Source organism: Pedosphaera parvula Ellin514, assembly GCF_000172555.1.
In the GTDB taxonomy this organism is placed as follows: Bacteria; Verrucomicrobiota; Verrucomicrobiia; order Limisphaerales; family Pedosphaeraceae; genus Pedosphaera.
The window spans coordinates 64,938-78,772 of record NZ_ABOX02000031.1 but is presented as its reverse complement, the minus strand read 5'-3'; the positions used below and the strand labels follow the sequence as shown (position 1 = coordinate 78,772).

At 49.5% G+C, this 13,835-nt stretch carries 6 protein-coding genes; all 6 read right to left on the bottom strand.

The window, feature by feature from the left end; all coding sequences use genetic code 11:
* The coding region (locus CFLAV_RS20840; RefSeq protein ID WP_007416808.1) for a S8 family serine peptidase at positions 1–6,350 on the bottom strand (6,350 nt) is incomplete at its 3' end.
* Between the two features lie 145 nt (positions 6,351–6,495).
* Positions 6,496–10,245, bottom strand: coding sequence for a hypothetical protein (locus CFLAV_RS20835; RefSeq protein ID WP_007416807.1), 3,750 nt, complete (start codon positions 10,243–10,245; stop codon positions 6,496–6,498).
* Positions 10,242–11,165 carry a prepilin-type N-terminal cleavage/methylation domain-containing protein gene (locus tag CFLAV_RS20830; protein WP_007416806.1) on the bottom strand — a complete coding sequence of 308 codons (924 nt, stop codon included), beginning with the start codon at positions 11,163–11,165 and terminating at the stop codon, positions 10,242–10,244. Before CFLAV_RS20830 ends, CFLAV_RS20835 begins: the two co-directional genes overlap by 4 nt.
* A complete protein-coding gene (locus tag CFLAV_RS20825) occupies positions 11,162–12,031 on the bottom strand; it encodes a type IV pilus modification PilV family protein (protein WP_007416805.1) in 870 nt (289 codons plus the stop codon). Before CFLAV_RS20825 ends, CFLAV_RS20830 begins: the two co-directional genes overlap by 4 nt.
* Positions 12,028–12,897, bottom strand: a complete 870-nt coding sequence (locus tag CFLAV_RS20820; protein WP_007416804.1) for a pilus assembly FimT family protein — start codon at positions 12,895–12,897, stop codon at positions 12,028–12,030. Before CFLAV_RS20820 ends, CFLAV_RS20825 begins: the two co-directional genes overlap by 4 nt.
* Positions 12,898–12,908: 11 nt before the next feature.
* Positions 12,909–13,805, bottom strand: coding sequence for a type II secretion system protein (locus CFLAV_RS36585; protein ID WP_050785898.1), 897 nt, complete (start codon positions 13,803–13,805; stop codon positions 12,909–12,911).
* Positions 13,806–13,835 lie beyond the last annotated feature (30 nt).

Genomic DNA, 13,835 nt, shown 5'->3' with positions numbered 1-13,835 from the left:
TGCCCTATCGAAGCCAATGTGTTGGTGAGCGGCACCGCATTCGTGAGCGGAGTGATGTCGAAATCAACCTCAATATTAAAGGTGACGACGGCATTTCCAAGGTTTTGAACCCCTAGGTAATAACGCTGGCCAGGAACCAAAATAGGCGTGCCATTGGTCGCACTAAGCGTAACAAAATTTGGAACCGCAGGCGCAGACATTAACACATAATCGCCGCCATTCGTGCCGGTTGGCAGCGTATCCTGATTAAACAGCAGGTTTACGCTGCCGCCAGTGACGTTGAACAACATGTTGGTTGCAAAGTTCGCCCACAGCGGAACATCGACAGAGAAATATTTAATCTCGTTCGGATTAACTAAGTTCGTCTGCGAAATTCCATGCGATAACGGAGTCGCCAGCGGAGTGACTGAATCCAACACCATGCTGAGTTGCCAACTGACCAATGTCGGCACAGGATTTGTTGCGCCGGCACGGTTGTCCAGGATTTCCAATTTCCAATCGCCGTAGGAATTTTCTCCCGCCAACTTGTCCAGCCCTTCTTCAGGCAGGAAGAAGTTGGTAGGATTAAGCATGGGGTTTTGAATGAGTTGGAACGAATCAACCAGCAAGCCGTTGTCATGAGGAAAAATCTGCAAGGCCATATTGTTGCTGGGAGCTGTGAAAGTATAAGTATTGGTAACCCAATTATCCGCAGCCGAGATCGTATTGGTAATGCCGGCCAGAACAAGATCAGCAATCACCGAACACCCGCCAAAGACCGGACATTTGCCCGCACTGCCGGCGGCGTAGATACTTTGGATCTGAGAAGCTGAGAGGACTTGCCCGTAAACTGTCATTTCGTCAATCAAACCGACAAAGGGCGCATTATACGAACTATCGCCTACATTTCCTATACCCACACCTGGATCCGCACCAACCTGCAACGCCCCAATCGGGACAATAGTTGTGTTGGATTGTGCCGCCAACCGTCCGTTGATATACAGGCTCATCAAACCATTTGAATAAGTGCAGGCTGCATGAGCAAACTGGTTTAGCGGAAATGACGCTGTAATCCAAAACGAATTATTGGCATTGCCAGTAACGGCGAAACTGAGATCGCCAAAGCCCGGAGTACCAGCGTTTGGAGCGATCGAAAGTGTATATGGATCATAACCGGAGCGGTTATCTGATCGATAAAAGATCGCCTGAGCATAGGTCAGGTTACTGGAATAAAGCCAGCCTTCGAATGAAAAATTATTGGTCAGCTGCAAGTTTGCCGGGTCACCCACCACACGAAGCATCCCGTTAACAATACTGAATGCTTCGCCCACAATGCCTGGAGCAAATGTCACGGTTCCAGCGGTCACCTGTGCGTCATTGCCTCCGCCAGCAGAGTCCAAATAGTTCGATTCAGCTCTCCACCAACTGATCGGAGTCAAGGCCGGCTGACCACGGCTGACGAATTGTAAGCGATAGTCGCGACCGGCAATTGTCGGCAGAATTCGAGATATGGAGTTGCTGTGCAATGCCAGAATATTGGTGCCAGTATCGGCCAGATTGGGTACGGCCACCACCGCCACTGGATTTGTTGTATTCAATAGAGTCCACCCATCGAGCGTTGTCGGCGCAGTATAATTTCCAGGCACAATTCCTTCGAAGCTGGAGGTAAAAATATTCGAAGCTGGCACCACAGTATTTGTGCTTCCAAACGGTGGCACGGCAAACTTGATGGGGATGGTGGCGTAATTCGTGTCCTCAGTGAAATACGCGTAATTCGCTGTCCTCGTAATGGCGGTCAGACTGTACGTCCAGGCGGTCTGCTGATTGGCATTATTGCCCTCGTTCATTATGATGAATAGATTGCTCGAAGTTCCCGGACCGTAATCGATGACGAACTGCCCTGCCCCATTGACAGAACCGCTATCAAAGATCCTGATGCCATCGTAATAAATGTGCATGGTATCAGGTATGGAGTAGAAATCGTAATTTACCAGCAACGTGCCAGCGCTTAGATTCACCGGAATCGTATTGGTTTGCGCCAACGCATTACCGGAGTTGAAAGGCTGGTACGTATTAGTGATATTTACTCCTGCCCCGTAACCGTGCGTGTCCAACCGACCACGGTTTTCGGCCAGGAGCACACGTGTCCCTTGTGGACTGATCAAAGTAAGCACCAAATCCGAAATGCGCGGATGATCAATGCGCAGCCCCACTTCCGCACTTACCACATGGCTGTGGATACCTACGAAGTTTGTGGAATAGCTGACCGCATCATCAAGGATCGGCTCGTTTCCCTTTGAAAGGAATGTGTATGGTTTGATCGGATTCAAGCCATAGTACAAAAACTCCGATATGTTGAAGGTGACCGAGAGCGCACTGGGATTGTATACCGCAATATAATACCGACCGGGGTTGAGCGGCGGACTGTCATAGCTCGTCATCGACAACTGACCGCCTGGCGATGTGATGAAGGCCATTTTGTCGTATGCGGTGAGCGTCGGCAAATTACCACGACGAATCATCAAGTCCAATCCATTGGGACCGGTGATGCCAAGTTTCACCGTCAAGTTGGTTGCATTCGGCGGCACATCGATGAAGTCGTACCAATAGGAATGGCCAGCTAGGGTAACATGGACGTTATTGGTCGGACTCTTCGGTTCCAAAGTGATGCCGGCAAGATCCACACGACCGGTTTGGGTTAGCGCATCATCCACCATGGTGATGATCCACACGCCATCCGCGGCCTTGTCTCCAATGAATTTTTGCAGAGTGCCCGGACCATCGGTATGACGTGAGTCCGGAATATCATTCTGACCGCTATCATCATAGACGAAGGTCTGGCTGATCGCCGAGGGATTATCGAAGTAGGTATGGTTGTCCAACCCTACCAGCTTGCGCCCGTGCGAAAGTGTGCCGAGAAGATCTCCAAAGTTTTGATGCGTAATCGAGTTGGTCACGATGACTCGGCGAACAGCATCGGGTTCTGTGCTCACACCGATGAGGGCCGTATGACCCGGTTTGCCAGGAGAACCATCGGGTATGTTCACCGGGAATGAGGTCAGCATATTGACAATGATATTGCCATTGGCATCGCGCAACCCAAAAGGAAGAAAGCTTGATACTGCGAGGAAACTGTACTCAGCTCCTTGCTGATCCTCGGACTTGATCCCGATATAATAAGTTTGTCCCGCGCTGGAGTTGGTGAGCAGCACCTTCTCAGTACCCGTGCGGGTCGTGGATTGGTAGGCTGCATTCAAAACATTCTGATTCAGGTTGAGGAGGTTTGGATCAGTGGACACATACATGTCGATATCTGCTTCAGCACGACCAGCAGTTGCGGGGTCGCTCTCACGGGTACCGATGCGGGTCAATCCGATCTCAGGCGGCAGGAACGTTACGAAAGCGACGTTGGTGTAATTATTGGTATTGGTATAAATGTAGAAATTCCACTGACCACGCGAACCGTTCGTGGTGGCGGCATATTGTGAATTTCCGCCAACTCTTTGGTAGAACAGCGGAATTCCGTTGGTCACCGTGGTTGTATTGGAAACAATATTGGTTTGTTTCGGTCCGTCAGCGTAGGTCAGAGCATTCGTCACATCTCCATTGCCGCTGGAAACGACGAGGGCATAATCCTGGACGATATCATTGGTGTTGCCCGTTACCGCATTGATGTTGACTCTTCTTCCAAGAACGGTGATGGAGAAGTTCGTGCCCACAGGCGGTGCGATGTAAATATTTTCAACGTTGTTTACAAAGTCCAGCGTGGGCGGACCATTGGTGTCCCAAGGCTGGTTGAAGTCTGCTCCCACCTGGATATCATTGCCGTAGTAAACATCTCCCGTATCGAGATTGGTCAAAATCAAATCGAGGTCATTCACCAGCTTGATACCCACATTAGGATTACCCGGAGGATCGGTCCACACCAACGTTGCACGCAGCGGACGGGCAGCCGCTTGAGCAGTTAACTTAATGTTGAAGGTCTTCCGCTGACCAGTTGCCAGGGCATTGGTCGGGCTTTGATCGAAAATCAGCACGGGTGAATTTGAAATCGAACCCGATTGACCAACGAAATTCGTGAGGCCCTGGGGAATAGTGTTGGTGAGGTTGGCCAGGCCCCAACCTTGATAGTTAATTGAGTTCCTGACTTGCGAGTCATAATCCGATCCCGCCGGACGCGCTCCGTTAATCAACAACGCCTTCATCAACGCCGGACTGTTGGTCATGTGCAAGCGCTGTTCGAAAAACTCCTGCATCAAGCCAAGCATGCCGGATATGCCGGCAGCAGACATACTCGTCCCAGACTCATAACGATAATAAGGCCCAAGATCATCGTTCAGTTGACGCAAAACGTCGTAGTAAGTTCCATTATCGTTGGTGGTAAGCAGTTCAGTTTCGACGATGAAATTCAATGTTTCATTGGTGGGATCTCCAACGCTGTAAAATAACAGCTCGCCGGTTCTCAGAGCAAAGTCCTGGGGCAAGGAAACCAAATTGGTTCCTTTAAAGTCAAATATTTGAAGCGTCGGAGGCGATCCGTACCTCAAATAAACAGGAGTGCTTGGAAATGGTGATGGAGAAAAATTGTTTGGAAAAAGACGAATGTTTAGCCCTACCGCGTTATCTGGAAGGAAAAATGGTGGCATCGGCGTGAGCGTATTCGGATCGACTGACTGATCAGTGATCAAATTGTATTGATGATTTGTAGGGTTGTAATAGGAATTCGTATCCCACTGTCCGGACCGGGTGGAGATGACAAAAGTTCCGGGAGCAACCACGTCCGGTTTGAACCGTCCAAAATCGCCTTCCAGGCCAATGCCTACGTTCCCACGACTGGAAAACCCGGCTACCTGATCTTTGCTATCGGATATGCCTTGGAACCATTTATTGGTTTCACCATTAAAATAAACATCATTGGTGATATTCCGTAATTGCTCGATAGCTCCTACAGTGATGACATTCTTGGCTGTTCCGGGAGAAAGAATGCTGTCAGCATCCCCACTCAATCCGCTATCATCTCCATTTCCGTTGTTGCCGGCAGAAAAAACGAATAACACTGGCTGCGGCCCAACTCTGGAGGGAAGCGCGTCACGGACAGCCGCGTCATAGCTAGCGGCTTCAATGTTATATTCGAATGCATTTCTATAACCCCAACTATTGTTAGAGATGAGCGCGTTGGTTTGAGCAGCCTGCTCTTGCAAATAGGTGTCCGAAGAATCGAGAGACAGAACATAGAGTTTGGCTCCAGGCGCCATCCCGCGAAAATTGGCATTCTTTACCGAACCCGGCGGAACATTGCTTACAGTCGAGGACATCACTCCACTTCCGGCAATCGTGCCAGCCACATGAGTACCATGGCCTACAGTATCAAAAAGGCTGTTAGTAAAATCGGCAAAAATACGATTGGTAAGATCGAAGTGAGTTTGATCCACGCCGGTGTCATTGATATTGATCAAAATGTTGGTGCCGGTAAGCCCGAGGTAATTGGTGCTATTAGTCGTATTGAGTGATACCCGCAGAGTGGTGCGCGACAAATCATTGGCAGCCATTCGTGAATAAGACCGTTGCACTCCTTCAATCATTGGCATCGTGGCGAGCGATGGTAAGGCATCCTTAGGAACACGAACCGTGAGTACCTGACTACGAAAAGGCGAGCGTTCCTCAGCAATCGTTTCGACATTTAGCTTATTCAGTTCAGCCAGCGCAGCGTCACGGGTTCCGGGGAACAACGTCAACTTCAACTCCGTTCCTTCAGGGAGAGCTGTTTGTTCGACAGCGGACTTCAACAGGCCCGTCTCCAACTTGTAATAAGGTTCATAAGTCAGAACGCTTTGGACTCTGTAGTTTCCCCGCAAGGTTGCTGCCTCGGAGTCCGACATGCGGACGAGATAAGCATTGTTGGGAACATAGGATACGATTTCTGCGCCCGCAGCATGCAACGCCAGGCGGAAGGAGTCGTCGACGGGACCACGGGCCTGGACGATGAAACTGCCGTTATCCTTGGGAGCACGCAGATGCTCGGGTATCGCCAACTGGGTGGAGTCAGCAGTATCAATTAAAGCGTTGGCCATGAGGACACCGGTTTCACTTTTAGCCAGTTGATTAACGGTCTTGGTGGTATTGCTGAGCCGATACGGGAAGCGGGAAGAATTGGTGGCTTTTTCCGCTGCTTTGGCAGCAACCTTCTTGGTCAGCATCTGAAAGGGCGACGGGACCTGTGTCTTGTGAACAGCCGCACTCTGGGATTCTCCCTGTGCAGCCAGCTTTGGCGTGATCTTATCCTGCTGGCGCAGCTCGCCGACATGTCGATAGTACGCCAAGCCGCCGATACAGAGCAGGCCCAACAGCAACCAAACGAGTCTCCTTTGCATAATTGTATAGAGTTTAATAACGACTTCAGATTTACTACAAATCAACCGGCCACTACAGGATTAAATCCACCCGCAGCACAACACACGTCTCTTTTGGCCATTCGAACATACTATCCCATTTTGGAGAGTATTCCAATCTCTTTTATCAGTCTGGCGGCAGCACATTGTACTGATCCACAACCACACGTGGTTGGGCCAATTGTGTCTGTCCGGGCACCGGAGGGTTCTCCACATGGATCACGGCACGGATTAAAGATTCTCCAGTCACGGTATAATTTGTGCAGAGGCCGAAATACGGCCCACTACCTTGATAGAGCGAACGGTCTGCAGGTTTCAAGGATTGGCCATAGGCATAGATCACGTATTGCGGCTGTCCCACTTTGAGAAGTCCCAAAATCTGCTGTGGAATTGCTTCATAAACTGAATCACTCAGGGCCTTCTGAACCTGCACGTCAGAACTACGATTTAAAAATGGTGAGTTCGTCGATAATTCCGGAACTGCCAGAATGTTTCCAAGATTGGTAAAGACTCCTCCCAAATAGTTTGTGCGACGGACGTCATTGATTGCTACAAGAATATTCGAGATAGCCAGGTTATTTTTAATCGGATCAATCACGAACGGAGTATACTTGGCAGGTTGCGGCGAAACGGTATCCAAGTCGATGTCGGGTGTACTGTTGGAAAGAGCAATGGCACCGCCAAGCATGGCATACCAGGAAGGGGCATTACTTTGATTGATGGAGAGCTGACCGCGAGCGGCATTGTCGTTTGGTGCAGCGGTAAACAAACCAACGATTTTCCAATCGTTGGTAGGATGCGTCAGCGGCGCATCGGGAATGCCAGTTTTGACGACAATCTGGTTTTTATATCGATTGCCTGTCCATTTTTCCCAATCGTCAAACTGATTCGTAGCGATGCTCGGTGATTTGAGGTAGATCGTTTGCCATGGCGTTCCACGATGAACACGTCCCAACCAACCGACACTTGGAAATCTATTAGTGGGAAATTGCCAATTGTCCGATCTCGCAACTAGGGGATCTTTGTAGGCCAAGTCAAAAGGATGCTTATCACTCGCCTTATTAGGATTACCTCCCCAAGGGCTATATCGATCGTTAAGCAAACCAATATTCTTCACAATGTTGGTCGAATAAAGAGGTGTTCCAAGTTTAATTCTTGTAAGCAGATTAGTGTTTCCCAGATCCCAAGAAGTAAAATGAACCAACGGATCGTTTGCTTGCCAGGAATTATAGGATAAAAGTTGACCAGTCGGAACAAAAGGGGTCTGCATTTTTAACAGATTAGTTGCTCCTGTATAGAATAACTGAAAATTCGCGATTTCCGCCGCTTTGGCAAACTCGTTGGGAGTGTTGATCATGTATTTGACCCACTCTGAGCTCGAGACCTGGCTTCCCAAGGAAATTTGGATTTGATTCCACATGCCCTGAGTAATTTGTGGAACAAGCGAAGCCGTCTTCGAATCCCAGACTGAAGCGCTTGCTTGAGGATCTCCGGCTTGTAAAGGGTTTTGCAAATCCTGCATGATGTTTTGGTGGTCGTCCAAGCCACTGAGTTCCACAAAGTCGAGTAACCTGCCGCTCTGACTATCAATCATCATAACACGCAAGCGGTTCGTGACGTTTAATCCCCAGTTTTGTGAGCTAACACCCGTGTTTTCTTCAAAGTCTGAATTCTCGCTGGGAGCGCTCGCATTTGCCTGCAAACCCAATGGATTGTAGTGAAGAATAGAATCCGGAACGAAAACATAATTCGTGGATAGAGGGATGCTGAAAGCTCTTGCATAGTTAAGATTGGTCGCTCCTAGCCAAATGTTCGGGCCAAGTTGCGCGCTTCCGGTGAGCGAGAGCTTATTAGTGGTATATCTCATGACGCCCAAATCATTCGTCAGCCACATGGTTAAATCATTATTAACTATGATTTTCACATCACGAGGATAGGCGTTTGAATAAGAGTTCCACATTTCCACTCCAACGACATTTGAAATTCCAACTGCATATTGCGTGCGGTAATGCCACTTATTAACAGGGTCAGTCTGATTGTCCTTCTTGATTTGAATTCTTCTCGTGAGCTGCATCACATTGCCCATTGAGAACTCATTGAAGTTCGGGAAACCTTTCTTTGCCCCGATCACCCATGGAATTCCATAAACATTCACATTAGTGGGATTGGCGCTAATTGCACTTTTCAAGGCGCTCAAATTTGTTGCGCTAAGATCGCTCAAGTCATAGAAATTGTTGGTATAACCATTCAACTGAGTTGCTACCTCGACATAGTTTTTAATATAAATCTCATTCCCATTGGTCACTCCGAGAATTGGTTTGAAGACTGACGGAAAATAAGGATAGCCGGAACTGCCAGATCTAAATTCACGACTGGTGGTGGCATCGTAAATATTGGCAGCGAGCTGCAACATGCGATGCACAGCCGGAGTATAACCATTGGTTGGATAGAGCGGAATATAAGATGTCGAAAGATTGGTATAACCGGGTTCGCTGCTCAAGGTGGAGAGCATGGCATTCGCAGCGTTTGTAAAGAATTCTACCGGAGCCCAGTTTTGAAAATTGGTGGCATTCCTGCCGTTCAAGTTCTCATAATTGACGTTGATTTTCCCTGACTCGGGCATGGAATCGACGCCTAATTGTTGGAGCAGATTGTAAAAGGTGTATTGATTGGTGGTGTCGGTGGTAGGGCTGGGCAAGCCGATAGAGGCCAGTCGTCCGGAAAAGGAGTTGGCACCGCTGCCGACTTTGAAGAAGTCCTGCGGGGTAAAAAACCAGTTGGTATTGTCGGAACCGCTCCATCTTGTAGTGGTCCGATTAAAATCAGGATCCTGAACGGTGAAGTTGGCCGCGTTCGTGGCCAACAGACCTAACGAATAACCATCCGCATGGTCGAGTTGAAACAGAGTACTCGGAGTCGCGCCCGGATACATCTGCGCGAAGGTAAGCGGGTTGTTCCAATTATTATTGAACCGGTAGGCCAGGATGTCGGCAGCATCCTGGAAACCTAATCCAACGGTCTGCGCGTTGCCTATTGGATCGTAAGCATACGTTGATCCTCCCGCGCCCCACACGGTGGGATTTAATGCAAAGAGAAATGCCCCGACATTGATTTCCCAAGTGCCGACACCTTGATCGCGCCGGAAACCTTCATAGGGTTGGCCGGTGCCCGTATAATATTTCGCCACATTGTGAAGGTAGTTAATATCCATCGCACTGCCCATGGGGAGTGCGATGAAGGCGTAGCGGGCGACGAATTGATTACTGCGGGAGTGCGGCAACTCGGGGCGATCGAGGATGCCGATCCATTCGGGGTCGCCGATGGCGAAAAAGGGAGCGCGGGGATTAATCTTCGGCGGGACGAGACCATAGTAAGGAGTCACCCAACCGTTGGTGTCGTAAACGCCATTCCGGTTGAAATCCAAATAGAAACGAAATTCCGAGGCCAGTTGTCCGTTGCGCTGTGCTTGATTGGTGCTTACAAAAACCGGAGGACGCGGGAGGATCAAAAGATTGGCCACGTTCTGCAGGAAATCATTTTGAGTCAATGGTTGGCCGGTATTTCGAATATCATAATTTACATTCGTGAAGCTGGCCAACCCTCTAACGAATCCGTTGGTATTAATAAAGTTCGTCGAAACAAGCAGACCGACGTTAAATCCGTTGTTGTTCACCAGCATCTCGCTGACGAGCTTTGCCTTTATATGCTCAATGGCAGCATCGGCAGCAAAGACGGAATCATTTTGATGGGAACGATTGATCACACCTTCGCGTTCGTGGCGGCTGATGGCGAGGAAGGCCACGGCCATGAAGGTAATCACCGACAGCAAAATCAGGGTAACAACCAGCGCTACACCTTGTTCAGAACGACGTTTCATTTGTAAGCCTGGGGATCTGCGTTACGGATGGCAATGCGTTGCCGGAACAGGTGAACCTGCGCGGCATGAATGTTAAGAAAGTTATTCGCAGCGGTTGGATTGTTGGTCAATCCCCGCAGTTTTTGCAAAGTGCGATCTTCCAAGACGCCCAACTCAACGTCGAGATAGGCAGGAACTGCATTGGACCAGAAATTGTAGGTCGTCCTGTCGGAACGGGGTGAATCCGAATAGACGTAAAAGTTTGTGTTAATCTGCGTATTATTGTTGTAATTCGTATTCAGCAAACGACCGCGCGCATCGTAGGCAAGGACGCGGAAATGAACAACACCATCCACCAACCGATGAAAGTTGGTGTAGAAAGGATGTGGAAAATTGGTGGTAAACAGATTCAGGCCGTTGGTGACCGTATTTCTGGGATCAACAGTAACCAGCGTGGGGAAGAGAAAATTGGTGGTATATAGCGCACCGATGGGAATGCCGGTTACGATCTCGGGGGAGTTCACCATAAAACCAACACCGGTCCATTGATGATTGTAGCTGGAGAGAAAATAGAAGCTCTCCAGAACGTTGGTCCCTTTGTCTTTAGGATCGGTCAATGGCTGCACCAGGATTGGGGTATTGCCATCATAGGTCGCATAGAAGTTCATGACATTCGACGCATGGTAGGGAGCCATCTCCTCCACTTCGCGGGTGACCAGATCCATGACCATTCGACCGCCTTCGAGCCTATCCACCTGCGTAACACTGCTGGTAAATGCTTTCCGTACCTGGTCGAACATGGCAACCAATCCAAGAATGATGACGGCGAGCAACACGACCACCACGAGCATTTCCACCAGCGAGAAAGCACGGAGCAGCCTGGCCTTGGTACCACGCCCAATCGATCCCGCAACCTGTTTGTCTTGTGAGGAGAACTTCATTGGATTTGGTTGGTGGAATAGGCCTGAGGTTGGATAAACCACAATTCCGTGGTTCCAGCTTTACCTTCATTTGTATGGAGTAATGATCCGCTTGCCAAGGTGCGAAAAACCTGCCGTTTATTTCCGGTATCTCCATTGCGAACTGGCAACACCGGCCATTCGAAACGCAATCGCATTTCGTGCAGGTTGTTTCTTAGATTAATAGTCTCAGCAAAGGCAACCTGTCGGTTAGTTACCTGAACAGGAGTTAAAGATGCGCTACTAAAGTTCGTCCATTCAGAATCATGCTGACTATACGGAATGATTTGAGGAAAGAGACGGTAAGTGAACGCGAAGTCGCGAGAAGACTGGTTTGTACCCTGGTCAATCAAGGGACTGCTCATGGCACGGAAATCGGCCGTGGTAAAGTTGCTTCTAAAGCTATTGGTGTTTAGATCGAAAAAGTATTTTGGGATGCTAATCAACCCGATCACATTGGAGCTATTAGTGAGATAGGAACCTCCATAAGGAACCAGATCGATATAGTAATTTGAAGTTGTGAACCAGTTAATGTTGGTGGTTAAAGGAAGGTTGCTTGGGCCGGAATAAAAATAAGAATAATTCGTGATACAAACAATATGGTTTGTGAGAAGATCGGGACCACGGGCACCGGAGCGGAGTGCCTCCATCAGGTAGGTGGCGTCCATGCTGATGACGGTGTCTTCACGGTTGTCCTTTTGCACGGACATGCCAGTAGGAAGAACGCCGATGATGGCCACGAGGGCAAAGCCGATGACCGCGAGGGAGAGGGCGATTTCAATCATCGTGAACGCCGCCTGCGCTCCCCTGCCCGATTGCATCCTCAAAGATTTTCTTAACAACTTCATTGAAGCTCCTGTTTCTCGATGCGTGCCCGTCCGGTCAAGGCATCGATATGAACCACGTTGGAAATGTTGATGGAATTGCCGATCGGAGTCTCCTTTGCCTCGGGGGTTTTGGTGATATCAAATCGTCCGCTGGCATCGCGAACGGTGAAAACGGCGCCGCGCGACAAAGGAATGTATTCGTCAGAGGTGGCGGCGACTGCTGGGTTCCCCAACGCCAACCGGCCCAAATAGTCGAATGCCACGTAAGGCAATAAATTGGTATTGTTAGGAGGGTTGTTGGTGGAAATGATCGGGAAAGGAAAAAGAATATCGTGGTGAAAGGGCGGTATCTGCGGCAAAGGCGGAGGAGGCAAGGTTAAGGTTGGATTGAATTTGTTGGTGGCAATAAAAACGCCACTGGGCAGCGTCCGCCAGGCAGTCAGGTAGCGCGCTGTTGGCCGGCCAGGTTGATCCCCCACTGTGCGCAGGGAGAGCAGCGCGTAGGTGGTATACTGGCCTCCGTAGACGTTGCTAATCATGGCTAGCTGAAAGGGGTCCGTTGGCATGGTGAACGTCGAGTTGTTCATGTTCGTTGGAACGAACACCACATAAACCGTTGTATGTTCAGCAATAGCACGGGCACGTGCGAGGGACAGATCATCCAACAATTGGCGGTCCGCCGCAGCGATGGCGTTCGATTTGCCAAAGCCGCTCATGACCGGGACAGCAATCACCGCGAGCAACAGCATGATCGAAATCACTACGAGCAATTCGATCACGGTAAAGGCCGCAGCTCCCTCCTGTGCAGTGCCCGAAAACGTGGCGGAACGCTGGCCAAGCAGCATTGGCCTGGTTTCGCAGTTAAGTTTGATATTCGAGCACTTCATATGAACTAAGTTTATTGCCAGCTCAGAATGTTGTCCTTGTTCACCTCTTGGTTGGCCGGCTTCGTCGGGTCGGCTTTTCCATCCAGCCCCATCGACCAGATCATAACGGGAGCTTTGAGGTAATAGCCTGTTGAAGGAGGCGTCCCAATCCGAACCATTGCATCCAACCCTTTGGTAGCATCGGCAGTTTGAGAAACGACAGGAAGAGTGTAGAATGCATCCTTCGAGTAGCCATCAGCATCATAATCAATGGTGATGATGTAGGGATGCCCCCAGGGATCGCGTAGTTGAAAATCCGTGGTGCTGAAACCAGGCATGTTCGTCTCCGTGACCATCTTGGCAGGTGAGAAGAAAGTGTGCCGTTGAGGATTTGTTGCATGGTTTGTATTTGAGCCCCCATCATAATCCATGACAGCAAGGATAACGTCGGAATTAGTAGGAACCGTTCCGGGAGAATTGAGAGGAATTGTCCCCGGATAATTCGTCAGGCCATAGGTCGTATCGCCAATAGAGGAAGCCTTGCCTGGATAACGTCCATAGGTGCTTTCGTACTGGTTGATGGCTGCTTCCAGATTCTTCATTTCCGCCATAGCCGCCCTTTTCTTGGCGGCATTCTTGGCGGCCACGAGAGCCGGCAGCAAAAGGCCGGCAAGGATGGCAATAATGGAAATGACCACCAGCAGTTCGATCAACGTGAATGCGCGCGAGAATCTGCGGCCGCATTTGGGCGAATGTTTCATAGGATGGTTAACAAGTTGGGGACTGGTTCCGATTGGATAAATAGTGGATGGAGAGTCATTATGCGCGGAAAGGCGTTCGCTCCAGAACCGAAGATCGGGCTGGAGCTTCTTATCAAGAATGCGGGGATTCCAGGCGGAATCAAACCAGCGAATTGGCAGTCGCGTCATAGGTTTTGATGATGGTTGAAATTTGGCCAT